The following is a 23586-nucleotide window of genomic DNA, read 5'->3' as shown; positions in this document are numbered from 1 at the left end:
AACGCATGGATTAGCTTGGCAAACATCAAACGGGTGCTCAAATTCTGCTAACTCAAACAGCTTCTAAACAGCTTCGAGGTGTACGAGCCCTTCGCTGGCGCGGTACCCGGCCGGACCAGCGGCTTTCTCGGGCCGCCGCCCCGGCCGGACCATTGAGTTGGTTAGCGCCCGCCAAACAGCCGGGCAAAGAATCCGCGCTTCTTTTTGGTCTTGGTCTTGGTTTTCATCTTGGTCCCGGTAGCCGTTGCCGTTGTCTGCACGGTGGGGCGCGGCGCGGGCACCGGAGGACGCACTGCCGGCGCGGGCCTGGCTACCGGAGTCGGCGTTTCGGCCGGAGCCTGAGCCACGACAATTTCCGCGGCTCTGCCCTGGGTCATTACCCGCACGGGGCGGCTTTCGTTGTGCAGCCGGTCCACGGCGGTCAGGTAATAGGCGTAGTCGGTGCCGGGCACGGCGGAAGTATCCACCAGCACCGGCGCGGTGGCGGGGCGGGCGGGCACCAGGGCCAGAATATTGCGCGGGTCGTCGGGGGTGGGCGTCTGGTCTTTGGTGAAGCGGTACACCACGTAGTAGCGGGCCACGTCGCCGTCGGCGGCGGGTGGGCCGGGCTGCCAGCTGAGCGTAATGGCCGGCGCGGCGCGGGTCAGCACCAGGCTCTGCACCGGGCGCGGCGGCACGGCATCGAGCCAGGGCATGGTGGGCACCAGGGCCGGGTAGCGGAACAGATTCTGGCGCAGCGAGTCCTGCATGTGCAGGGGGTTGCGCATCAACGACTTCGAGCTGAAGAACACGCTGCCGCTGACGTGGGTAGGGTACGAGCGGTTCAGCCGGATCTGCCGGGGCAATTCGCGCGGGTTGCGCCAGGACGTGTCGGAGCGGGTGTTTTCCAGCATCCGGTAAAAGCCCTGCCCGATGTAGAGGTGGCGGTCGAAGTGGTTGCGCGTCCACCACTCCAGCAGCACCGGGTAGGGCACCAGCTTGAACGTGGAGCTCCAGTAGAGCTGGGGCACGATGTAGTCGATCCAGCCCTCCTGCAGCCACAGGCGCGAGTCGGCGTACAGGTTGGCGTAGCTGGGCTGGCCGGCCCGGGTGTCGGACCCCTCGGGGTGGGCCGACTTATTCATCCAGACCCCAAACGGCGACACGCCGAACTTCACCCAGCGCTTGGTGCCCTGAATCGTGTCGTGCAGGGTTTCGATGAGCTTGTTCACGTTCTGCCGCCGCCAGTCGGCCAGCTTCAGCTGGTCGGGATTGTGGAGCTGGAAGGCCTGCTCGTCGTGGATTTTCTGGTTGGGCTCGGGGTACGGGTAGAAGTAGTCGTCGAAGTGGATGCCGTCGATGTCGTAGCGGCGCACCACGTCCAGAATCACGTCGGTGATATGCTGGCGCACTTCGGGCAGCCCCGGATTGTAGAGCAGCAGCCCCGAGTAGCGCAGAAACCACTCCGGGTGCCGGCGGAACGGGTGGGTGGGCGCCAGCCGCCGCGTCACCGAATCCATACTGGCGCGGTAGGGGTTGAACCAGGCGTGAAATTCCATGCCGCGCAGGTGGGCTTCCTCAATCAGAAACGGGAGCGGGTCGTAGCCGGGCGCTTTGCCCTGCTGGCCGGTGAGCCACTTGCTCCAGGGCTCCAGGTCGCTCTGATAAAAGGCGTCGGAGGCGGGCCGGATCTGCACGAACACGGCGTTGATGCCGTTGCGCTGCTGCACGTCGAGCATCCGGCGGTACTCGCGGCGCTGCTGCTCGGGCGTGAGGGTGCGGTTGCTGGGCCAGTCGATGTTCTCCACCGTGGCAATCCAGACCCCGCGCATCTCGCGCTTGGGCGGCGCCTCCTGGGCGTGCGCCAACTGGCCGGAAGCGGAGAACAGCAGCAGCAAAAGAAGGGTAAAAGCAGCGGGGCGACTAACCGGGAACAAGTAAAGCATCAGCACGGAAACGGGGAATACGGCCGCAAATTACGCAACCCCGTCCCGGCTTGCACTGCGCACCGGCCGCTAAAGCTGGTTTGAGAGCCAGAAACCGGTCTGACGAACCTCAGGCCAGCTCCGGAAAATCAACGTCCAGCAAATCGAACTCGGCCCAGCGGTGAAAATCGAAGTGCCACCATTCGTCGGCGTAGTTGCGGAAGCCGTGGCGGGCCAGCACCGCCAGCAGGAGCGCCCGGTAGTGGCGGGCAGCGGCCGGCACGGGCTCGAAACCGGCGTGGGCGGCGGGCGTAAAATCGTCGAAATCGGTGGGCATGGGCACGGCCCGGCCGGTGGCCAGCGTCACCAGGCTCACATCGACCGAGCAGCCCCGGTTGTGCCGGGAGCCGCGCCAGGGCGGGGCGGCGTAGGTTTCGTCGCGGATATGGTCCCATACCCGCACCGTGACGCGGTAGGGCCGGTAGGCATCGAACACCAGCAGGCCCAGGCCGTGGGTGGCCAGCTCCTGTTGAGCGGCCCGCAGCGCCTCGGCCGCCGGCCGGCGCAGGTAAGCGGCCGCGGTGCTATACAGCGGCTCACCCAGGAAGTTGGCGGCCGTGGCATAGCGAATATCCAGCCCTAGCGTCGGAATAAAGCTGGTCAGATTGATCAGCGCCAGGGCGGGGTTCTGCCCTACCTGCTGCCGGTACTGCCCGGCCGACAGCACCACGGGCACCGCCTCAGGGCTGGGCATAGTCGATTTTGAAACGGCTCAGGTCAGCTTTATGACGACGGGGGCGGCGAAGCTCATATTGGTACACGGCCTGGCCCAGGTCGCGCAGGAAAGGAAAGCCGATGGTGTCGTACTCGTACGTGTCGTCGTTGAGCACCTCGTCGGCATTCACATAAATCACGACGCTGAGCAGAAATTCCACGCCGTGGTCGAAGTCCGCCACGTAGGCATTGTCAATCAGAAAGCCGTAGGCCTGGCCTATTTTATTGAATACCCGCACGCCCGGCGGCAGGGGCGCAATGCCGCCGCCCCCGAGCAGAAACTTAGCGTAGGTGTCGGGGTAGTGGCCCCCGTCGTAGCGCGGGGCGCGGCTCTCGCGGGGAAACATGGCGAGGTAGCGGTACAGAAACTGATAATCGTCTTCCGCCAGCTGAAAGCGCTGTTTCGGTGGGGTCGCCGCCGGGAAAAGAAGGGCCCGCAGCAGGCGCTGCTGATCGGCGAGGGGGAAGAAGCTTTTCGCGCGGAAGTCCAGGGGCTCATTCACCCGCGTCTCGCCCTGCATATAGGCTTTCCCGATTTGTTCGGCCCGTAGTCCAAGGGCCGGCAAAGGCAGCGCGTTATAGACTCCGGGCTGCTGGTAAACAGGCTTTTGCAGCGCGGTATCGGCATAAAAAGCCAGCGGGTTGGTATGGCGCGTCCCGGGCTCCTGGTCGCCGACGGAGAGCCGGTGCGTGAGGCGGGTGTGGCGCAGCCCGCGCTGCCGCAGCTCCGCATTCAGCGGGTTCTGGCCCACGAACTCGTAGAGCCGGTTGAAGGCATCATTGTCGCTCACCAGCAGCACCTTCCGGATATACTGCCCGATGCTGGCCCGGCCGCTGGCACTGCTGGAGTCGCGCACCACCCGCGTCTGCCCGGCAAAGGCCGAATCGATGCGCAGCGGGGAGTCGAGCGTAAGCCCGGGGATCTGCCGGCGCAGGCCGCGCAGCTTTTGCAGCGCCAGCACGGCGGCGGGCAGCTTCACGCTGCTGGCCGGGTAGAAATAGTGCCGGGGCCGCACCCGGTAGCGGAACGTGCGGAAATGCGGCCGGTTCCGCGCATCACGGTCGATGCGGGTGTAGAGAATTTGGAGGCGGTAGCGCCCGGGGTCCCCGACTACCCGCCCAAACCGGGCCGTATCGGCGTGCAGCAGGCGCGGCAGCGGGTTGCCCAGCTGGGCCCGGGCGGACACGGTGGCCCCGGTCAGGAGCAAACCCAGCCCCAGCCAGGGGCGCAGCGTACCAAAGAAAAGCATCAGCATAAGCCGGGAAGATACGCTTCCGGGCTTATGCTGATGCTATTTCACTTAACAAAACAGCTCCTATTCCGCTTCGGGGGAGCCGTCGGCGGCCGGCTCCGGACCGCCTTCCAGGCCATTGGTCTGGCTGGCAGTGCCGTAGTCGCCGCGGATGCCCGCGCCGGAGCCCATATTGCTTTGCGTACTGACTGGAATAGCCCCGGGCCCGGCCGGCGCCGCGGGGGCCGGCGGAGTGCTCTGGCGACCAGCCGCTTCGGCCGCGGCGTCGGGGGTGGTTGTATTGTCGGGCAGCTGATCGGCGGGGGTGTTTTCGGGAGAGTTGGTCATGGCAGGGGTGAGTTTAGAAGGCAATACACAGGGCTGAGCAAACCGGCCGGCCGGCTGGAGCAGCTATAGAAGCGGTTTAGAAAGTCAAGCAGTCTGTCATCCTGAGCAGAGCGAAGGACCTTCTCCCGGCTGAACGGTACCCGCCCGATGAACTACCCGGCGTGATAAGGTCCTTCGCTGCGCTCAGGATGACAAACGCTTAGAAAAGCCAACTTTCTAAACAGCTTCATAGCCTATACGCACCAGCCAGCGGGTGGTTAGCCGGAGTTTTGCGGAGTTTCGCCATCTTGCCGGACGGCCTGCTTCCCCGCCTCTATGCCGCTACGCTGAACTTATCCCAGTATGCCCGACGCTGATTTTCTTACCGCTAAAGCCGACGCCGAGCTGCTGTTTCCGGCGCATAATCCCGGCTACTACCACCCCGACCTGATCCGGACGGCCCGCCGGGAGCTGCACCGCCGGGGCGGGTCGCTGGTTGTTCCGGCTGTCGTTCCGCCGACGGTGGGCCCGGTTTTCGCCGATACCGTGCCCGCCCGGCCCTGGTCCGGTCTTTAGCCCCCGACGCCATCGAAAGCATTTCGATGTTTAAGGCGAAAGCCGCCATGAAGTGCTACGGCCCCCGGGCGCACGATGGAGCCGTAGTTGTCCTCACCAGGTATCCGGTTCAGTGAGCCAACGCGGGCACTGCCCCCTATCTTCCCCGCTGCCCCGCAGTTGTTTGCTTATGGCCCCCACGCCCACCGAGCTGTTTGCCCAGAAAACGGATGCCGAGCTGTTGTATCTGGCGCAAAATGCGTTGCGCTATCCGCCCGCAGTGGGCCAGGCGGCCGTAGCAGAGTTGCAGCGCCGCGGCCTGGTCCCGACCGACCTCGCTGACCTGGGGGCCCCACCCCACCCGGCGGCCCCGCCACCCAGGGCCGAACGCGGTCTGCTGGGCGAAATCGGGCACCAGCTGTTCGGGGTTTCCCGGGCTTACTTTGTGACGCCCCTGCTGCTGCTGCTCAACCTGGCCGTTTTCGCCGCCATGGTCGCCGGTGGGATGGATGCCTTTCACCCCGATAGCCGGACGCTGATAGCCTGGGGCTCCAACTTCTCGCCCCTCACCCTGCCCGGGCAGCCCTGGCGGCTGCTGACCAGCTGCTTTCTGCACGGCGGCGTAGCCCACTTACTGCTCAATTCGCTGGCCCTGCTGTTTCTGGGGCGGCTCAGTGAATCGTTGGTGGGCCCCGGGCGGCTGGCCCTGGCTTACCTGCTCAGCGGCGTGGGGGGCAGCCTGTTCAGTTTGTGGTGGCACGCGCAGGGCGTCAATTCCGTGGGGGCTTCGGGCGCTATCTTCGGGCTGTATGGCCTGATCGTGATGCTGGCCCTGACGGGAGCCGGGCCCCTGACCAAAGCGCAGCGCTACAGTCTGATCTGGCTGGTGCTGCTGCTGGTGCCGGGTCAGCTCGAAGCCGGGCTTAAAGCCACCATCGACAATGCGGCCCATATTGGCGGCCTGGCTACCGGCCTGCTGATCGGCGGCCTTTTTAAGGTGGCTGGCCGCGCCCGGACTCAGGGAAACCTTTAATCATTCCAATATTTTATTACACCAGAAGGGCCATCGATTCTACCTTCGGGCCAGACTCCGCCGTTCTGGCGGCCCGTAGATCCGCCACTCTTTTCCGCTCCGGCCCTGAAGGCATCCTTACCACCTGTCCTCGTGCCGGCCTTTGGGCGCCTGACGCCGGGCACTGCTTCCGCCCAGACGGCCGTTCTGAACGGCACGCTGGAAACCTGGGTCACCCGCAACGGCGACGCCCCCGGCCAGTAGCTCACCACCGCCGATGCCGTTCAGCAGATTTTCGCGGGCCTGCCCCCCAGCAGAGCCGTCACCAAATCGCCGGACCGGCAGCTTTGCCGCGAAGCTCACCACGGCCCAGTCCGTCATCAGCCTTGTGCCGGGCGTAATTGTGCTGGGCACCAAGCCGGGCGACTTTCTGGCGGCGAATTCGTTCGATGATCCGGGCGGCTTACCCTATACGACCCGGGCGGCCCGCCTGCAGTTCTACTACAAGCTTACCGGTGCCGTAGCCACGCCCGCCGACCGGCCGGTGGCCCATGTGTCGCTCACCGAAACCACGGCCGGGGTGCGGCAGGGAGTAGCTACGGGCAGCCTGTTCCTCACGCCGGCCGCCACCTACACCGTTGCCGATCTGCCGCTGACCTACACGGCCGGTTTCGCGCCCGACTCCATCCGCATTGCCTTCAGCTCGGCCGATTACAACGTCGGGGCGGCGGGCTTCAACAGCTTCACCGTCGGCAATACGCTGTATGTCGACGACGTGGTGATGTCGGGAATCGTGGTGGCGACCCGGGATGCACAGCGGCGGGCGGCCGTGAGCGTGTATCCTAACCCCAGCGCCACGGGCCTGTTTACCCGGGCCCCGGGCCGGGAGACGACGCTGGTGACCGGCGCTTACGTCGTGACCGATGCCCCGGGGCGCGTGGTGCGGCGGCAATCTGCGGAGCCGGCCAACGCGAACGGCCCCCGCCGCGTAGATTTGCGCACGCAACCGGCCGGCGTGTCCTCGCTGCGCCCCGACACGCCGCGCGGTCCGGTTGTACATCAGCTCCTGATTCCGTGACCGACGCTACTGCCGATAATTCTCCGGACCGCCCTTCGCGCTGGCACCGCTTCTCGGCGGCCGCGCGCCGGGCGGCTGCGTTTCCCGTCACGGGTCTCGACTACCTCTACCGCACCGGGCAGGCGTACCGGCACTTCACCCTGCCTATTCTCAACGGAGCCATCGGCGACCAGCTGGCGGCCCGTCAGGATCCGCGGGCCATTGCCTTCAGCTTCCGCCGCTACGGCACCGACGTCGCCGTAGCGGATCTGGCCCTCCCCGCCAAACCGGCCAAAACAGTCGTGTTCCTGCACGGGCTGATGGGCGACGAGATGATCTGGCAGACCGGCTCCCCGGATACGCCCCGCTACGGACCGCTGCTCCAGCGCGACGCCGGCGTGCAGTGCCTGTACGTGCGCTACAACAGCGGGCTGCATATCTCAGAAAACGGCGAGCTGCTCAACCAGCTGCTCACCGAGCTGGTCCGGGCCTACCCCGAAGCCACCCGGGAGCTGGTGCTGGTGGGCCATTCCATGGGCGGCCTGGTTATCCGCAGCGCGGGCTACTATGCGCAATTGACAATTAGCAATGAACAATTGTCAATTAACAATGAACAATTAACAATTAGCAATGAACAATTGACAATTAGCAATGAGCCATTAACAATTAACAATGAGCCATTAACAATTAACAATGAGCAATTAGCAAGTGAGCAGCCGTTGCCCGCTCCGGGGGATGGAGCATCAGTCCGGGCGGCAGAGTCAGCGACGAAAAGCCAAAAGCCAAACACCAAAAACCACTCCCCGTGGGTGGCGCGGCTGCGAGCCATATTCCTGCTCGGCGTACCCAACGAGGGTTCGTTTCTGGAGCAGAACAGCCACCTCACGTCCGTGGTGCTGCGCAAGGTGAACGTGGCTCCCACCCGGTTTATGAGCAATATCATGGACCAGCGCAGCAACGGCATCAAGGACCTGCGCCACGCCTTTCTGGTGGCCCACGACTGGCAGAACCCGCACGCCGACGACCTGCTGCTGCCCCCGCGCACGGTAGTGCCGCCCCTGCCCGGCGTGCAGTACCACGTGCTGGTGGGCTCCCTGCTCAAAACCGCCGGCTCGGCCCTCCACCACTACTTCGGCGACGGCCTGGTAGGCGGCGGCAGCGGCATCGGCCGCCTGTTCGGCGACCCGGCCCTACCGGCCGACTCCGGCATCCGCACCCGCGTATTCCCCCGGCAGAGCCACGGCGGACTACTCTCCAACCCGGAGGTGTATGCCTATCTGCGGGAGTGGGTGTAATGTTCCGACCGCAGAAAGCCGTTTTGACCCCAACAAAAAAGCTCCGCAACTAAATAGTTGCGAAGCTTTTTTTGAGTGTGAATAGGGGCTCCCGGGCGACGGTAGCCTGGGGCCGGAGCCGCGCCGGGCTGGTTACTGCTTTACCACTTGCTTAGCCACGATGCCTTCGCTCGTATGCAGGCGCAGGGTATAAATTCCCGCCGGCAGGCTGGCCAGGTTCAGCTCCTGGTTGATGCGGCCCTGCTGCACCGGCAGCGTGAGCGTGCTGACCACCTGGCCCAGGGTATTGGTTACGTCGGCGGGCACGGGGCCCTGCTCGCGCAGGCCCGCCACGTTGAACATGACGCTGCGCTGCGTGGGGTTCGGGTAGAGCGACGCGGCGGCTTCCAGGTCCGTAGCCCGACGGGTACCCAGCGTCACGAAGTTGGACGAGCTGGTCACCCGCTGGTTTTCGAAACGTTTGTCATCGGTATCATACTGTTGCTCTACCTCCCGACGGACCAGATTAGCGGCTGTGTACGAGAGCAGATAGCGGTAAGAATAGTCGATTACCCAACCGCTGTTCACCCAGTCATCGCCCTGGCTCAGAATATTGTTGCCGAAGTTGTCGTTGTTGTTGATGGAGCGATAGTTGTTGGCCCACACGTTGGGAGCAGTCATCACCTGGCCAATCTCCAGGGTGCTGCCGTTCGCCTGGTAGGTGATGGTGCTACGTTCGTCGCTCTCCCAGGTGCTGGAGGCCGCATCCCACTGCTGCGCCTCGTAATACGAGGGGAGCTTTTTGCTCCAGTCGTACCAGGCAATGTTGCGAATCCGCTCCTCGTTCACGTAGGCTCTGCGCCCGCTGTCCCAGTCCTCGTAGAGCAGGCCGGTCAACTGGTTGGCGGCGTTGTAGGTATAGGTCTGCCGGCCGTCCGGCTGCCAGGTGTTGGTGACGACAGCCAGCTCTTCCTGCACCTGACTGACGAGCAGTCCGGCGGGGTTGTAGGTGTTGGTGTAGCGGGAGCTGTACTGTGTTTTCCAGGCATTATTAATCCATTCCTGCGATACAGACAGGGTTTCTTCTCCCTTGGCATCGTAGGTGGTCTGGTAGCGGTAGCCGTTGACGTAGGCTGTACCAGACCAGAATTGACTCAGGTACTCGGTTTCCAGGCCCTGGGCGTTATAGGACAGCAGATTCCGGCCGTTGGGCCGGTTGGTAACCGAATCAGTGTAGACCTGCTGCGTGGGCCGCCCCTGGGCGTTATAGGTGTAGGTGTTGATCTGACCATTTTCCCAGCGGCGGGCAGTCTCGTTCCAGTTATGACTCACCGTCCGTCCCGGGACGGACAGGGCGGTAGTACGGAGGCTGCGGCCGGCCGGCTGGGAGCCGCGCTGGGCCGTCGGGCGGGCGGGGTGGTGGGCCTCCGGGCCAAAGAGCATTTTGGCGGTCCCGGCCTGAAGCCGGCTTTGGGCCTGGCTATCACTGCCCGCAAGCAAGGCGGCAACCGCAAACGTGATGGGTAACAGATGTTTCATAGCAAAATGGAAAAAGTGATTGATGGCGTAATTTGTGGAAAAATCACCCTATTAACCAAATGATTAGCCGAAAAGGCCAGAAAACAACCAGCAGTTGCCGGGTGATAAACCAGCTTCGCGCCGGCTATAGCTATCACAGCAGAGGCCCGCGACGGAGTGTCGCGGGCCTCTGCTGTGATAAACGGGCTGGAGCTTAGCTTAACGTGAGCTTCTCAAAGGCGACTCCAATCACCACCCCCGGCAGCGCGACTCCGGCTTCGGCCGCTATGGCCGTCACTTCCACGGCCCCGCCGTCGGCCATTACGGCCGTCAGCGGGAAGGGCAGGCCGTGCAGCACCACCTGGTAGGTGGTGAAGCTGGGCTGGTAGTCGCCCTCGATTTCCTGGCTCAGGGTCAGGCCCTGGTCGGTACCCGTCACGGTGAAGCGGCGGATGGTGCGCTGTCCCTGCTCGTAGCCGTAGCCTTCGCCCCCATCGTCGTAGACCACGCTGGCCTGGGTGCCGTTTTTGAAGTAGACGTGCAGGGTCAGCTCCTCTACTTTCTTCTCCCCCACATACTGCATCAGCGGGTACATCGGCAATACCGCGCCGGCCTGCACGAACAGCGGAATCCGGTCCAGGGGCGCGCTGGCCCACACTTCGGCCCCGCCGGCCTTGGGCTCGTCGGTCCAGTAGTAGTACCAGTCGCCTTTCGGCAGATACATCCAGCGGCCGTCGGCGCCGGCCTGGGTGATGGGGCACACCAGCAGGTGGTCGCCGAGGCCGAACTCGGCCATGCGCAGGTAGGTTTCGGTGTCGGTCTGGTCGAGGAAGGTGAGCGGGCGCAGCATGGGCGTGCCCTTGCTCACGTACTGCCAGAAGGTGGTGTACATGTAGGGCAGCAACCGGTAGCGCAGCTCGATGAACCGGCGGGCAATGGCGGTGGTGGCTTCGCCGAAGCTCCAGGGCTCCTGCTCGCCATGGTCGCCGGAGCTGTGGGTGCGGAAGAAGGGGTGGAAAGCCGCCAGCGCCATCCAGCGCGAATACAGCTCGCCATCGGGCGTATCAATAAAGCCGCCCACGTCGGAGCCAATAAAGCTGAAGCCCGAAATGCTCAGGCGCTGGCACTGGATGTTAGCCAGCCACAGGTGCTCCCAGGAGGCAATGTTGTCGCCGGTCCAGCCCGAGGAGTAGCGCTGCCCGCCGGCGTAGGTGCTGCGGGTGATGGTGAAGGGCCGGTCGGGGTAGCTGAAGCGCTTCACGCCCTCGGCCGTGGCCCGCGCCATCTGCATGCCGTAGATGTTGTGGGCTTTTTTGTGGGAAGCGGAGTGGCCGTCGTAGTCGAAGCGCACGTCGTCGGGGAAGGTGCCGCGCTCAAATACGGCGGGCTCGTTCATGTCGTTCCACACGCCCTTCACGCCGTCTTCCCCAATCAGCCCCTTAAACAGGCCGGCCCACCACTCGCGCACGGCGGGGCGGGTGAAGTCGGGGAAGTTGCACAGGCCCGGCCATACCGAGCCGCGCATCAGCGGGCCGTCGGCGCGGTGGCAGAAGTAGTCGTTGGCCAGCCCCTCGGTATACACGCTGTAGGCGGGGTCAATCTTGATGCCGGGGTCGATGATGACGACGGTCTTGAAGCCGTCGGCGGCCAGCTCCCGCACCATCTTCTTGGGGTCGGGGAAGTGCGTGGGGCTCCAGGTGAAGCACCGGTAGCCGTCCATGTAGTCGATGTCGAGGTAGAGCGCGTCGCAGGGAATTTTCCGGTCGCGGAAGCCCTGGGCAATGGCCTTGAAGTTGCTCTCGGGGAAGTAGCTCCACTTGCACTGGTGGTAGCCCAGGGCCCACATAGGCGGCAGCTCGGGCGGGCAGGTCAGGCGCGTATATTCCTCCGTCACCTCCAGCAGCGAAGGGCCGTAGATGAAGTAGTAGTTCATCTCGCCGCCCTGGGCCCAGAAGCTGGTGACGTCGGCCCGCTCGGCGGCGAAGTCGAAGCTGGCTTTGAAGGTGTTGTCGAAGAAAATGCCGTGGGCAATTTTCTGCTGCAGCTCCAGGTAGAACGGAATGTTCTTGTAGAGCGGGTCGCTGCCTTTGGTGTAGCCGTAGGTGTCGGTGCCCCAGTTGGTGAAGCGCTTGCCGCGCAGATTCATGTTGTCGGGCTTGTCGCCGAGGCCGTAGTAGTGCACGCCGCTCTGCACCTGCTTGCTCATCTTCACGATGTCGTTGCCGGTGTCGTCGTCGTGCTCCCAGTGGAAGCCCTTCTCGTCGGCCGTCAGCACGTTGCCCGAGCGGTCGAGCACCCGCACGTACAGCGTTTCCTTGGCGATGGTGCAGATCAGGCGGTCGGTGGTGATGCGGTAGTGGTCGGGCTTCTCCCTGAATTCGAGGAACTCCGGGTCCTGCCGGACACTATCGACCGGCACGGCGTAGCTGAAGTCGGCGGCGAAGCCCACTTCGGTGGCGTAGCGGAAGCGCAGGATCTTATCGGTGATGACGTGCAGGCTGAGCTGGACCCCGTTGGCGCAGGTAAACCGGAAGTCGTTGCCGTGCTGGACGCAGGTCAGGACCGGACCGGGGTAGAACTCCTGCTTCCCTTTGGCGGCCAGGTCATTGACCATGTAATTATTTTCCTCAATCATATCAGCTCGTGCAGGTGCGGCAAATGGGGCGGGCAAAAAATATTCCGGCGGGGCCGGAAGCGCAAGAATTAAGCCTGCAAGGTAAAAAACGATTCCCGCGAATTTTGCCTAACATTACCTCGTGAACCCTAAAATAGCCTTCACGTCTAGTCTGACGGCATTTTTATCCGTTATTTTCTTTTTCCGCCGTTCGCCTATCCAATGAAAATGCTTCCGCTAAAAGTATTGATCCTGGGCTGGGACGAGCCAGCGCAGGCCGCCGGGCAGTCCCAACCCAGTGCCGTGGCCCTGGCCCACCGTCTGGCGCCGGCACTGACTCTGGCGGTGCTGCTGCCGAGCCGGACCAATGAAACCGAATCGATTCCGCCAACGCAGATTATTGGCCTCGGCAACCTGGAACCGGCCGCGGTAGCCCTGACCGAGCGGTTGCCCGGCGCATGGCGGGCCCCCGCCGCCCCGTACGTCGGCGCCGGCCCGCTCCCGCCGGTTGCGGCAACTGATGCCGGACCCGAAGTGTCGCCGCCCGCTTCCCCTGGCCCTGGTGCGGCAGCGGTACCAGCCCGGCGGCCACTAACCGCGCCGATGGCCGGTGGCGAGCTGGAATCGGATGACGAAGGGGGCGAGCCCGGCCCCGCCGAAGCCAGTGCTTTAAGTCAGCCCGAGGATGACCTGACGCTCGTGGAACCGGCAGCGGACGCGGCACCGGCTGCTTCCAGCCCTGCTCCCACCGCCGACCAGACCACGATACTTCAGGCCCTGGCGTCGTTGCGCAACGACGCCGATGCCGAAGCCGACCTCAATTTCCGGGTTATTCAGTACGCCCGGCTGGCCACTCCCCAGGCGGCCAGCCAGGAGTTTGCGGTGATTTACGCCGCCGACTGGCCCGTATGGCTGGCGGCGCTCGAAATCCGCCAGCGCACGGGCCGGCCGCTGGTGCTGCACGTGCACTCCCTGGCGGCCGACCGCGACACGCCCGCCGACCGGGGCTGGGCATTGGAGCTGGAACGCTTAACTTTGCGCCGGGCCGACCTGATTCTGGCCGCGTCGGCCGCCGTGGCCGAGCGCCTGCAGGCCGTCTACAATTTCCCCGCCGACCGCTGCCGCGTGGTGGCCCCCAACGACTCCCACGCCCTGCACGAGGTGCTCAACAGCTTCCCGCCCGCGGCCTAGCGCAGCGCGCTTTATTTCCCTTTCATGTCTGACTCTTCCGAACAGCGTTTCGACGCCACCCTCGAACTCGATAGCACCGATGGCGGCGTCCTGGTCGTGATACCCTTCGACGTACCCGCGGCATTTGCCCCCCAGCGCGCCCCCTTCCACGTGCGCGGCACCATCGACGGCTTCCCGTTTCGCCTCACGCTGGTGCAGAACAAGGAAGGCGAGTACGTGCTGCCCGTGAACAAGCAGCTGCGCAACACCATCAATAAAAGCTGGACCTCCGACGTGCAGCTGGTTATCGGCCTCGACACGGACGAAGGCACGCTGGAACTGCCCGAGGAGCTGGAACGGGCCCTGCGCACGGCCGGCACGCGCTCCAAGTTCGACGCCCTGGCCTACCCCTACCGTCGTGAGTACGTGCAGTGGATTGAGCGAGCCAAGAAGCCCGAAACCCGGATGCGCCGCGTGCAGGAGGCCGTAGAGCTGATTGCCAACGGCAAAAAGCTGAGCTGAGAAGCTGGCGGCAGTCTGAAGCCGCAGGCGCGACTGCCAGCCGCGGCACGAAGCCAGTCTCCGGACTGGCGGCACGGGAGACGGAAGGACTGCCAGCCCCGAACCCGCGGTCAGTCCGGAGACTGACCGCGGGTTCGGGGCCAGCAGTCTCGCTGCCGGCGGCAGCTCAGACTGCCGCCAGACGCCACATTACGGCAGCCAGCCCTACCCCACCAACGAAACCGGTAGTACCGTTTCCAGCCCCGCGTACTGCGCCGCGCTGCTGTACACGTAGTCCTCGGGTCGGTAGCAGATGCCGGCCCGCACCGGGTTTTGGTGCGTGTAGTCCAGTCGTTGCTGAATCATGGTGTTTGAAGTCAGCTCCACGGCGTGGCTGTGCTGCTGCCACACCTGAAAGTGCAGGTTATTCGGATTCCGCTCCCCTTCCCGGGTGAACAGCCACAGCAGCCAACCCTGCCGGCTTTCGCGGGGGCTCTGCTGAATTTCCCGAAAGATTGCCTGGGAGGTGAACTTCTTGAAATCCCGCACGAGGTCCGAAAGACTGCCGCCTTCCCGCACCCGCCCAATCAGGTGCAGGTGGTTCGTCATCAGGCAGAAGGCGAAAAGCTCCAGCCCCTTCTTTGCCTGGCAATACCGCAGGCTACCAATAACAATGTCCTTGTAGACCGGGCGCGTGAAAACGTCAATCCAGTTCACGACCGTGAAGGTCAGAAAATACAAGCCTCCCTGGTCGCGGATTGGATAAGGCATCTTTTTATCGTTTTGGGCGCTGGCGGAAGTCTGAGCTGCCGCCGGCAGCGAGACTTCCAGCCCCGAACCCGCGGTCAGTCTCCGGACTGACTGAAACCAATAGTATGACGCTATTCAGCCCCTGTTCCGCAAGTCTGGAGACTTGCTTCGTGTATGGGGCTGGCAGTCGCGCCTGCGGCTTCAGACTGCCGCCAGCAACTTACACCCGCGCCAGCACCAGGGCCGTGCGGCTGGTCACGTAGAGGCTGAGCTTATCCACGTCGTCTTCGCGGAAGGTTTCGTAGGTCAGCGTGTCGTCCACGCGCTGGAAGCCACCAAACCCGGCGGCATCCGACGACAAAATCACGCGGTAGCGGCCGGGCTGGGGCACGAAGAAGCGGTAGTCGGGGATGCTGGCGGTGATGTGGAGGTTGAAGACGAAGATCAGGCCGCCGCGCTCGAAGATCAGCACCTGGTTCGTGTGGTCCTCGTTAAGCTTCCGGGCGGGGGCGGCGGCCAGCAGGCGGCGCTGGCGGGCCGTGGTCACCATGGCCTTATCGAAGGCCTGGAGGTACTGGAACTTGAGGTCGGGGTTGTCGGCCAGGCTCCACTGGCGGCGGGCGTGCTGGTAGCTCCAGTCGTTGCCGGCGCGGGGGAAGTCGACCCACTCGGGGTGGCCGAACTCGTTGCCGATGAAGCTCAGGTAAGCTTCGCCGCCCAGGCTCAGGGTGAGCAGGCGGATCATTTTGTGCAGCGCCAGACCCCGGGCTACGCCGGCGTCGGGGTCGTCTTTGTGCATATGCTCGTACAGGGCGGCATCCATGAGCCAGTGGGCCAGGGTTTTGTCGCCTACCAGGGCCTGGTCGTGGCTTTCGGCGTAGGCCACGGTTTTTTCGCCGGCGCGGCGGTTGGTGAGCGTATACCACAGCTCGCCCAGGCTCCAGTCCTCGTCGCGCTTATGCTTGAGCAGCTTGATCCAGTAGTCGGGGATGCCCATGGCCAGGCGGTAGTCGAAGCCGATGCCGCCCTCGGCAATCGGGCGGCAGAGGCCGGGCATGCCGCTCATGTCTTCGGCAATAAGCAGGGCCCCGCGCTTCATTTCGTGAACGAGGGTAGTAGCCAGCTGCAGATACAGCACGGCGTCCTCATCTACTTCGGGACCAAAATACTGGTCGTAACCTCCGAAGGCCACGCCTTCGCCGTGATGGTGGTAGAGCATGCTGGTTACGCCGTCGAAGCGGAAGCCGTCGAAGTGAAACTCTTCGAGCCAGTAGCGCAGGTTGCTGAGCAGAAACTGCTGCACTTCGGGCTTGGAGTAGTCGAACAGCTTGGAGTCCCAGCCGGGGTGGTTGCCCCGTTCGCCCTCGTGGAAATACTGGCCGCCGGAGCCGTCGAAGTCGGCCAGGCCCTCGGCCTCATTCTTCACGGCGTGGGAATGCACCACGTCGAGCAATACCGCAATACCCCGGTTATGGGCCTCGTTGATCAGGTGTTTCAACTCCTCGGGTGTGCCGAACCGCGATGATGGAGCGAAGAAATTGGCCACGTGGTAGCCGAAGGACCCGTAGTAGGGGTGCTCCATGATGGCCATCAGCTGAATGCAGTTGTAGCCCAGCGCCTGAATCCGGGGCAGCACTTTCTCAGCGAATTCCAGGTAAGTCCCTAAGCGGTGTTCCTCCGTGGCCATGCCCACGTGGGCCTCGTAGATGAACGGCTCCCGGACGTAATTCTGAATGCGGAATTTCTGGTCGGTCCAGCCGAAGGGAGTTTCCGGCCGCCAGACCTGGCCGGCGAAGTCCTTGCTGTCCGCATCCTGCACGGCGCGGCGCAGCGTGGCCGGCAGCCGGTCCCGGCCGCGCGCGTCGTTGGCTACGTGCACCTTGTAGCGGCTGCCGTGAACCAGGCGGCCCTGGTATTCCTTGTCGGCCAGAAACACTTCCCACACGCCATCGGCGCCTTTGTGCAGGGGCGTGGCGCCCCGGTCCCAGCGGTTGAAATCCCCGATCAGGGACAGGTAGGTGGCGGCGGGGGCCCACTCCCGGAACCAGTAGCCCCGGCGGCGGCCGTCGTAGTTGAGGCCCAGACGCTGGTGAGCAGTAGCAAACTTCGTCAGGGAGCCGTACTGCGCGGTGATGTCGGCGAGGCGTTGTTCCAGCCGCTGCTGCCGGAGCAACAATACTGGTTCGAAGGGCGCGAGCCAGGAATCGTGCTGCACGAGGGACAACGAGACGGCGGCGGAAGAGGCGGAAGTATCCATAGCGAATTGGGGTTTGGGCCAAATCTACAATTACCCGCGCAGTACGAAAGCGTTTTAATGATTTGATCTTATCCGGCGCCCCCCGGCAGGCGTGTCCGGGGGCCAGCTGCTTTTCCCCGCCGCCGCTTACCTTCACCCCATGCCCATGAACTCTCGCCTGCTCCTGCCAGGACTGGCGGCGCTGCTTTCCTGCACTACCGCCGCTCCATCCGCCCAAACTGCGGCCACCAGGGCGGCGCCCCCCGCCGCCGTGTACGCCGCCCCGCCCCGGGCAACCCCGGGCGTCACGACCAGCAAAGCCATGGTGGTGTCGGCCCACCCGGAAGCCTCGCGCATCGGGGTGGAGATCCTGCGCCGGGGGGGCAATGCCTACGATGCGGCCGTGGCGGTGCAGTTCGCGCTGGCCGTGGCCCTGCCCGCGGCCGGCAATATCGGCGGCGGCGGCTTTCTGCTTTACCGCGCCGCCGATGGGCAGGAAGGCGCCCTGGACTTCCGCGAAACGGCCCCGGCGGCGGCCACGCGGGATATGTACCTCGACCAGCAGGGTCAGGTGATAACCGATCTGAGCACGCTGGGCCACCTGGCGGCCGGCGTCCCCGGCACCGTGGCGGGCATGGAAGCGCTGCACAAAAAGCGGGGCAAGCTGCCGTGGGCCACCCTGGTGCAGCCCGCCGTAGACCTGGCCGCCAAAGGGCTGGCCCTGACGCAAAAGGAAGCCACCGGCCTCACCAGCAACCAGGCCGGCTTCCGCAAATACAACGGTTCGGCGCCCCTGGCCTACCTCCGCCCCGCCGGGGCCAGGCCCTGGCAGCAGGGCGACGTTATCCGCTACCCCGACCTGGCCCGCACCCTGGAGCGCATCCGCGACCAGGGCCGGGCGGGCTTCTACGAGGGGCCAACGGCCGACTTCATCGTGGCCGAGATGCAGCGGGGCCGGGGTATCATCACCAAACAGGACCTGCAAGCCTACCAGCCCAAGTGGCGCACCCCGCTGCACGGCCAGTACCGGGGCTACGACGTGCTGACGTTTCCGCCGCCCAGCTCCGGCGGCGTGGCCCTACTGCAGCTGCTGCAGATGCTGGAGCCTTGTGATCTGCGGGCCGCGGGCTGGCATTCCCCTGCCGCCGTCCACCTCATCACGGAAGCCCAGCGCCGCGTGTACGCCGACCGCGCCACGTTTCTCGGCGACCCGGATTTTGGCCGGGTGCCGACGGCGCGGCTGCTCGACAAAGGCTACACCCGGCAGCGCATGGCCACCACCCGGCCCCACCGCGCCACCGCTAGCAAGGACATGGCGGCCGGCACGGGCCTGCCCGGCTACGAATCGGACCAGACCACGCACTACAGCATCGTCGATGCCCAGGGCAACGCGGTGAGCTGCACGACCACCCTCAACGGCGGCTACGGCAGCAAGGTGGTAGTAGCCGGCGCGGGCTTTCTGCTCAACAATGAAATGGACGACTTCTCGGCCAAGCCCGGCGTGCCAAATTCCTACGGGCTGGTGGGCGGCGTGGCCAATGCCATTGCCCCCGGCAAACGGATGCTGTCTTCCATGACGCCCGCGATTCTGCTCCAGAACAACCAGCTGAAGATGGTCGTGGGTACGCCCGGTGGCAGCACTATTATCACCAGCGTACTGCAGGCCATCCTGCACGTGGTGGATTACGACATGCCCATGCAGCAGGCCGTAGCGGCCCCGCGCCTGCACCACCAGTGGCTGCCCGACCAGATCGACGTGGAAGAAAATGCGCTGTTGCCGATGACCATCGACTCGCTGCGCCAGCGTGGCTATATTCTCAAGCCGCGCAGCGCCTGGGGCCGTATCGATGCCATCCGGGTGCTGCCCGACGGCCGCCTCGAAAGCGGAGCCGACCCCCGCGGCGACGATTCCGCCCAGGGGTATTAGCAAGGAATTGGGCGATCAGCTAAACCGGCTGTCATCCTGAGCTGGCGAAGGACCTTCCTCGTAATTCACCGCGCCCGCCATTAAAAGAGCAAAGCCCTCTGCCCCGCAAACGGCACCGGGCTTTGAACGTTGAACTAAGGTTTTACAGGATATCGGAGCAAGGGCATCCGCCTTTTAATGCACCATGTCTAGGCTAAGAGTGGAAGCGGTAGAGGTCCTTCGCTTTGCTCCGGAGGACAGCCGGTTTACCCAATCACCCAATCACCGGCGTCCCTCATTACCTCATTAGACTTGTTCCTAAATACAGAAAAGCGCAAATTCAGCGGTCATGCTTCATCTGGCGTCCGCGCAGTCGAAGCATCTCTACCGCTTTGTTGCTGTAGCATTGATTACTAATGCGGTAGAGATGCTTCGGCTGCGCGGACGCCAGATGAAGCATGACGTTCTTTTTTCATTATTGCTTATTCGGGAACAAGTCTATTACCTACACCCGGCTGCCTACGTAGCCTTTCAGGTTGCCGGAGGCCATAATCAGCAGCTGGCCCAGGTGGCGCATCTGGTCGCCGAGGCCGTTGTGCAGGTGGTTGCCGACTATCTCGTGCACGTTGGCAGCCGATTTGGAGGCCTGCTCACCCAGGCGCTGGAGCAAAGTAATGGCGTTGGCCCGGTCACCGGTCTGCACATATTCCTTCAGCTGGCTCAGCGCCTCGGCGGCCGTGGTCGTTACCGAGCTGGTGGAATTTTGCAGGTAGGGCACCCAGCTGTCGATAATAGGAACCAGGCCACTGGGGTCGTGGGCGAAGGTGTGGTTGTTGAACAGGTCGCTCAACGCCAGATTGGTCGAGTAGAGGTGGTCGCTGAGATTAGCGGACGTGAGGGTCATAGCCAGGGGAGTTAGGGGGTGAGCTAGGCTGTACGCCGGATTTGGCCGCCTCGTTGCTGGGAAAGTTAGCCCCGCCGCCGCCAACCTACTATCTTGGCGGCCCCATTGATTTCCGTTGCTATGACTACCCGTTTCTGCCGCTCCCTGTTGCTGCCCTTCCTGCTGCTGCCCCTGGCTCCGGCCGCCTTCGCCCAGCGCGAGGCCGGCCCACCCACTCAGGATCCGTTTGAGCGGCGCGCAGTAGCGACTACAGCAGTTTCCATCGGCAACTACCGCTCCCACGCCTACGCCAACGGCATGCTGAGCATCAGGAGCACCGACGGCGGCACCCTGCGCGTGCGGCCCTGGGCCGAGGGCGTGGTGCGGGTAGAATACTACCCCGCCGGCCAGCCCATCCGGCCCGATTCGTCGGTGAGCGTCATGCAGGCCCCGGAGCCCTGGAGCGCCCCTGGCAAACACCTCGAAGGACCAGACCAGGGGGCATCGGCAGTCGCTTTTGAGGCGCACCGGGCCGGCAGCGTAACGGCAGGCAGTACAACGCTGGAATGGAAAACTGACCCCAGCATTACCATCGTCATCCAGAAGAACCCGTTGCGCGTCAGCTACCAGCAAAACGGCGAGACGCTGGTGGCGGAGCAGGGCGGCGCGTTTCAGCAGCTGACGGCGGCCGGCAACGCGGCTGGCGGCACCGGCGTTTCCTTTGGCCTGCAGCCCGGTGAGCACCTCTACGGCACCGGCTCCCGCGCCCTGCCGCTGGACCGCCGGGGCCGGAAGCTCACGCTCTACAACGAAGCCCACTACAGCTACCAGAACGGCGAGCCCACCCTCAACGTGAGTTTGCCCACGGTGGTCAGCAGCCGGGGCTACATGCTGTTTTTCGACCACCACACCGCCGGCACCCTCGACCTGGGCGCCACGGAAAAGAACACCCTCGAATACCGCGGCGAGGGCCTGCAGAACCTGGGCTACTTCATCATCGCGGGCAGCTCCTACGCCGAAATCCTGAGCCGCTACACGGCCCTCACCGGGCGGCAGCCGCTGCCCCCGCGCTGGGGCATGGGCCTGATTCAAAGCCGCTTTGGCTACAGGACGGAGCAGGAAATGTACCAGGTGGCCGGCCGGATGCGCCGCGCGGGCTTCCCGCTCGACGGCCTCGTGCTGGACCTGTACTGGTTTGGCGGCACCACCCGGCAGGGTGATTTCAGCTGGGTGCCCCAGAACTTCCCCGACCCCAAGCGCATGATGCGCCGCCTCGACTCGGCCGGCGTCAAAACCATTCTGATTTCGGAGCCTTACGTGATGCGCACCTCCCGCAACGACGCGCTGGTGCGCACCCAGGGCCTGGTAGGCCGCGGCCTCACCGACGGCCAGCCCTACACCGTGGAGTCGTTCTGGGCCGGGCCGGCTACGCTGATCGATATGTTTCGGCCCAAAGCCCGGCAGTGGATGTGGGCGCAGTACGACCGGCTGAAGCAGGACGGCGTGGGCGGCTGGTGGAGCGACCTGGGCGAGCCCGAGAACCAGCCCGCCGACATGCGCTACGACCTGGGCCCCACCCGCCGTATTCACAACGCCTACGGGCAGGCCTGGGCCGGCATTCTGAGCGAAAACTACGCCCGCCAGTATCCCAATGATCGGCTGTTCAACCTGGCCCGTTCGGGCTGGGCCGGCATGCAGCGCCACAGCGTGTTCCCCTGGTCGGGCGACATCAACCGCTCGTGGTCGGGCTTCCAGGCCCAGGTGCCCATGATGCTGAGCATGGGCCTGGGCGGCGTGGGCTACATGCACTCCGATGCCGGCGGCTTCTGCGTGGGGCCCGTGGATAGTGAGCTCTACACCCGCTGGCTGCAGATGGCCAGCCTCGGCCCCATCCTGCGGCCGCACGGCGAAGGGGTGCCGCCCGAGCCCTACTGGTACCCGGAGCCCTACCAGAGCATCGTGCGCGACGCGACCCACCTGCGCTACGAGCTGCTGCCCTACCTCTACACCCTGGCCTGGGAAAACAACCAGACCGGTACGCCCCTGGCCCGGCCCATGAACTACGGCGCGCCGTATCTGCGCCTGGGCGATACCCCGGGTGAAGGAGAAACGGCAGCGGATCAGGAGTCAGACCAGTCTTTGACCGCCGACTGGAGCTGGAGCACCACGGCATCCAGCGCCTGGGGGCAGGAGCGCCTCACCGCCCGCCAGCAGCGCGCGTTTGCTGCCCAGAATACGGCGGCCCTCACCAACGTCAACGACCAGTATTTTCTCGGCCCCAACCTGCTGGTGGCGCCCGTCATTCAGCCCGGTCAGCGCCGCCGCAACGTGGTGCTGCCCGCCGGCAACTGGATCGACTTCTACTCCAACGCCACCCTGCCCGGCGGCCGGACGGCGGGCGTGCCGGCTCCGCTGGCGCGTATTCCGCTGCTGGTGCGGGCCGGAGCTTTCCTGCCCCTGGCTTCCTACGTGAACACCACCGCCCGCTACCACACCGACACCCTGCGCGTGCGCTACTACGCCGACCCCACCGTGTCCGCCTCCAGCTTCACGATGTACGACGATGACGGCCAATCGCGCCTGGTGGCGCAGACCAGGCAGTACCAGCTGATTTCATTTCAGGGGACTCTGCGACCCAATCAGGCCGATATCCGGGTCAGCGTGAGCGGCAAAGCCTACCCCAATGCCCCCGCCAGCCGGACAATTGAGCTGCTGGTACCCCGCGTAGCCTCGGCCCCCACGGGTATGCTGCGGAATGGCGAACCGGTGCCGGCGACGGAATGGCAGTACGAAGCCGCCGGCCAGCTGCTGCGCCTGCGCTGCCGGCTGGACAGCCAGCCCGTGACGGTTACCATCCAGGGCCTGCAGCTCAACACCACCCCGCTGGGCCATACCGCCCCCGACGCCGTCACCCTCGAAGCCCCCGACAACCGCACCTTCGGCGGCAGCACCAACCTGCGCTATTCGGTGCTGACGCCCGGTAGTTTCCAGCTGCAGATCCGCAACGCGGCCGGCACGGTGGTGCGCACGCTGGTCACCGGCCCCCAGCCGGCCGGCGCGCACAGCCTCGCCTGGAACGGGCAGGATGAGGCCGGCCAGCCGGTGCCCGGCGGCGTGTACACCGCCGGGCTGAACGGCCAGCACCAGCGCCTGGTGCTGCTGCGGCAGCAGAACTGAGACGCCCGAAACATTTTTCTGTTCCGGCTGGCTCCGGGTGTCAAACCAGCGCTCTGGCAGCTTCCGAACGGTCAGAGGCACCCTGGTCTTTCTCCCGGCTACACGGCTGCGGCAACTTCGCGTTACGGCAGCACCCTACCTGCGGAACGCTTTAAAACCGGCGCAGGCGCTTTTTGCTTAGCTCGTAGCTGATAATAGCCGGCACGTAGAACGTCACGTCGGCGGCCAGCCTGGCGAGCAGGATGCCCAGCTTCACGCACGGCCGCCGGGGCTGAATGGTCCTTAGTACGGCCGTGCCTACCTGGAAGCAATCGCCGACCCGTACTTCGGATTCCATTAGACCTATCGTCGTTACGTTCCCGCCGAAGGCTCCCGGCACTAGCTGGGCAGCGGGCAGCCGGTGCTGCCAGTAGGCCCAGTGCTCCCGCGGGTAGGCATACCCGGCCTTGTCGCGCCCACTGTGCACGCGCAGGTCGGCTTGCCCATCGCCGGCCAAATGCTCGGCCCGCACCCGCACCGGTCCGGCTACCAGTCGCTGTCCTGCGGAAGGGATTTATTGATGGATAAGCGTTGCATCAGGGGGACGGAGTGCCGCGGCTGGATAAGGCGGTCTGAGGATCACCAACTGCTAAGAAGCTGTTTGAGTTAGCAGAATTTGAGCACCCGTTTGATGTTTGCCAAGCTAATCCATGCGTT

General features: G+C 64.6%; 18 protein-coding genes. 8 read left to right on the top strand and 10 right to left on the bottom strand.

Translation table 11 applies throughout. The features are described 5' to 3' along the window. Positions 1-161: 161 nt before the first annotated feature. The 4 genes from ABD833_RS12145 to ABD833_RS12130 all read right to left on the bottom strand — a co-directional run bounded on the left by ABD833_RS12145 (position 162) and on the right by ABD833_RS12130 (position 4258). Positions 162-1925, bottom strand: a complete 1764-nt coding sequence (locus ABD833_RS12145) for a glycoside hydrolase family 10-like protein (RefSeq protein WP_345073307.1) — start codon at positions 1923-1925, stop codon at positions 162-164. A gap of 109 nt (positions 1926-2034) precedes the next feature. Then, positions 2035-2658, bottom strand: coding sequence for a M15 family metallopeptidase (locus ABD833_RS12140; protein WP_345073305.1), 624 nt, complete (start codon positions 2656-2658; stop codon positions 2035-2037). Continuing rightward, positions 2645-3934: a serine hydrolase gene (locus ABD833_RS12135; protein ID WP_345073304.1), complete on the bottom strand. Its 1290-nt coding sequence runs from the start codon at positions 3932-3934 to the stop codon at positions 2645-2647. Before ABD833_RS12135 ends, ABD833_RS12140 begins: the two co-directional genes overlap by 14 nt. A gap of 60 nt (positions 3935-3994) precedes the next feature. After that, a complete protein-coding gene (locus tag ABD833_RS12130; protein ID WP_345073303.1) occupies positions 3995-4258 on the bottom strand; it encodes a hypothetical protein in 264 nt (87 codons plus the stop codon). Positions 4259-4600: 342 nt separating this feature from the next. Here ABD833_RS12130 and ABD833_RS12125 point away from each other — a divergent pair, with 342 nt between their 5' ends. The 4 genes from ABD833_RS12125 to ABD833_RS12110 all read left to right on the top strand — a co-directional run bounded on the left by ABD833_RS12125 (position 4601) and on the right by ABD833_RS12110 (position 8156). Beyond that, positions 4601-4813, top strand: a complete 213-nt coding sequence (locus tag ABD833_RS12125; RefSeq protein ID WP_345073301.1) for a hypothetical protein — start codon at positions 4601-4603, stop codon at positions 4811-4813. 169 nt (positions 4814-4982) lie between these two features. Further along, positions 4983-5825 carry a rhomboid family intramembrane serine protease gene (locus ABD833_RS12120; protein ID WP_345073300.1) on the top strand — a complete coding sequence of 281 codons (843 nt, stop codon included), beginning with the start codon at positions 4983-4985 and terminating at the stop codon, positions 5823-5825. A 367-nt stretch (positions 5826-6192) separates the two neighbouring features. Further along, positions 6193-6882, top strand: coding sequence for a hypothetical protein (locus ABD833_RS12115; protein ID WP_345073298.1), 690 nt, complete (start codon positions 6193-6195; stop codon positions 6880-6882). Further along, positions 6879-8156: a hypothetical protein gene (locus ABD833_RS12110; protein WP_345073296.1), complete on the top strand. Its 1278-nt coding sequence runs from the start codon at positions 6879-6881 to the stop codon at positions 8154-8156. The genes ABD833_RS12115 and ABD833_RS12110 overlap by 4 nt, the downstream gene beginning before the upstream one ends. 132 nt (positions 8157-8288) lie before the next feature. Here ABD833_RS12110 and ABD833_RS12105 read toward each other — a convergent pair whose 3' ends face one another. Beyond that, positions 8289-9674 (bottom strand): T9SS type A sorting domain-containing protein, encoded by a 1386-nt coding sequence (locus ABD833_RS12105; RefSeq protein ID WP_345073294.1) that lies wholly within the window; start codon positions 9672-9674, stop codon positions 8289-8291. A 193-nt stretch (positions 9675-9867) separates the two neighbouring features. Continuing rightward, the gene (locus ABD833_RS12100; protein ID WP_345073292.1) at positions 9868-12288 is read right to left on the bottom strand and encodes a glycoside hydrolase family 31 protein; all 2421 of its coding nucleotides are present in this window, start codon (positions 12286-12288) and stop codon (positions 9868-9870) included. A gap of 207 nt (positions 12289-12495) precedes the next feature. Here ABD833_RS12100 and ABD833_RS12095 point away from each other — a divergent pair, with 207 nt between their 5' ends. Then, a complete protein-coding gene (locus ABD833_RS12095; RefSeq protein WP_345073291.1) occupies positions 12496-13458 on the top strand; it encodes a glycosyltransferase family 4 protein in 963 nt (320 codons plus the stop codon). 24 nt (positions 13459-13482) lie between these two features. Further along, entirely contained in the window at positions 13483-13959 is a 477-nt protein-coding gene (locus ABD833_RS12090; RefSeq protein ID WP_345073289.1) for a YdeI/OmpD-associated family protein, read from the top strand. A 204-nt stretch (positions 13960-14163) separates the two neighbouring features. Here ABD833_RS12090 and ABD833_RS12085 read toward each other — a convergent pair whose 3' ends face one another. Together ABD833_RS12085 and ABD833_RS12080 are read right to left on the bottom strand one after the other, a co-directional pair. Continuing rightward, positions 14164-14709 carry an REP-associated tyrosine transposase gene (locus ABD833_RS12085; protein WP_345073288.1) on the bottom strand — a complete coding sequence of 182 codons (546 nt, stop codon included), beginning with the start codon at positions 14707-14709 and terminating at the stop codon, positions 14164-14166. Between the two features lie 199 nt (positions 14710-14908). Beyond that, on the bottom strand, positions 14909-16945 hold the full coding sequence (locus tag ABD833_RS12080; RefSeq protein WP_345073286.1) for an alpha amylase C-terminal domain-containing protein: 2037 nt from the start codon (positions 16943-16945) through the stop codon (positions 14909-14911). Positions 16946-17090: 145 nt separating this feature from the next. On the opposite strand from ABD833_RS12080, the gene ggt reads away from it, so the two are divergent. After that, complete coding sequence (gene ggt, locus ABD833_RS12075) at positions 17091-18851, top strand: gamma-glutamyltransferase (RefSeq protein ID WP_425553642.1); 1761 nt, start codon at positions 17091-17093, stop codon at positions 18849-18851. Between the two features lie 484 nt (positions 18852-19335). Here the strand turns inward: ggt and ABD833_RS12070 are convergent, their stop codons facing one another. Beyond that, entirely contained in the window at positions 19336-19734 is a 399-nt protein-coding gene (locus tag ABD833_RS12070; protein WP_345073283.1) for a hypothetical protein, read from the bottom strand. Positions 19735-19854: 120 nt separating this feature from the next. On the opposite strand from ABD833_RS12070, the gene ABD833_RS12065 reads away from it, so the two are divergent. Continuing rightward, on the top strand, positions 19855-22890 hold the full coding sequence (locus tag ABD833_RS12065) for a TIM-barrel domain-containing protein (RefSeq protein ID WP_345073281.1): 3036 nt from the start codon (positions 19855-19857) through the stop codon (positions 22888-22890). A gap of 151 nt (positions 22891-23041) precedes the next feature. Here the strand turns inward: ABD833_RS12065 and ABD833_RS12060 are convergent, their stop codons facing one another. Beyond that, a complete protein-coding gene (locus ABD833_RS12060) occupies positions 23042-23407 on the bottom strand; it encodes an MOSC domain-containing protein (protein WP_345073279.1) in 366 nt (121 codons plus the stop codon). Positions 23408-23586 lie beyond the last annotated feature (179 nt).

Source organism: Hymenobacter fastidiosus, assembly GCF_039539565.1.
GTDB classification, from domain to species: Bacteria; Bacteroidota; Bacteroidia; order Cytophagales; family Hymenobacteraceae; genus Hymenobacter; species Hymenobacter fastidiosus.
Note: the sequence above shows the minus strand (reverse complement) of the source record. Positions and strands in the feature narration are given on the sequence as shown.

What these genes read in the sequence shown, in the direction of transcription:
- ABD833_RS12145 (WP_345073307.1), bottom strand. Translation starts at nt 1,925, where the DNA reads ATGCTTTACTTGTTCCCGGTTAGTCGCCCCGCTGCTTTTACCCTTCTT.
- ABD833_RS12140 (WP_345073305.1), bottom strand. Translation starts at nt 2,658, where the DNA reads ATGCCCAGCCCTGAGGCGGTGCCCGTGGTGCTGTCGGCCGGGCAGTAC.
- ABD833_RS12135 (WP_345073304.1), bottom strand. Translation starts at nt 3,934, where the DNA reads ATGCTGATGCTTTTCTTTGGTACGCTGCGCCCCTGGCTGGGGCTGGGT.
- ABD833_RS12130 (WP_345073303.1), bottom strand. Translation starts at nt 4,258, where the DNA reads ATGACCAACTCTCCCGAAAACACCCCCGCCGATCAGCTGCCCGACAAT.
- ABD833_RS12125 (WP_345073301.1), top strand. Translation starts at nt 4,601, where the DNA reads ATGCCCGACGCTGATTTTCTTACCGCTAAAGCCGACGCCGAGCTGCTG.
- ABD833_RS12120 (WP_345073300.1), top strand. Translation starts at nt 4,983, where the DNA reads ATGGCCCCCACGCCCACCGAGCTGTTTGCCCAGAAAACGGATGCCGAG.
- ABD833_RS12105 (WP_345073294.1), bottom strand. Translation starts at nt 9,674, where the DNA reads ATGAAACATCTGTTACCCATCACGTTTGCGGTTGCCGCCTTGCTTGCG.
- ABD833_RS12100 (WP_345073292.1), bottom strand. Translation starts at nt 12,288, where the DNA reads ATGATTGAGGAAAATAATTACATGGTCAATGACCTGGCCGCCAAAGGG.
- ABD833_RS12095 (WP_345073291.1), top strand. Translation starts at nt 12,496, where the DNA reads ATGCTTCCGCTAAAAGTATTGATCCTGGGCTGGGACGAGCCAGCGCAG.
- ABD833_RS12090 (WP_345073289.1), top strand. Translation starts at nt 13,483, where the DNA reads ATGTCTGACTCTTCCGAACAGCGTTTCGACGCCACCCTCGAACTCGAT.
- ABD833_RS12085 (WP_345073288.1), bottom strand. Translation starts at nt 14,709, where the DNA reads ATGCCTTATCCAATCCGCGACCAGGGAGGCTTGTATTTTCTGACCTTC.
- ABD833_RS12080 (WP_345073286.1), bottom strand. Translation starts at nt 16,945, where the DNA reads ATGGATACTTCCGCCTCTTCCGCCGCCGTCTCGTTGTCCCTCGTGCAG.
- ggt (WP_425553642.1), top strand. Translation starts at nt 17,091, where the DNA reads ATGAACTCTCGCCTGCTCCTGCCAGGACTGGCGGCGCTGCTTTCCTGC.
- ABD833_RS12070 (WP_345073283.1), bottom strand. Translation starts at nt 19,734, where the DNA reads ATGACCCTCACGTCCGCTAATCTCAGCGACCACCTCTACTCGACCAAT.
- ABD833_RS12065 (WP_345073281.1), top strand. Translation starts at nt 19,855, where the DNA reads ATGACTACCCGTTTCTGCCGCTCCCTGTTGCTGCCCTTCCTGCTGCTG.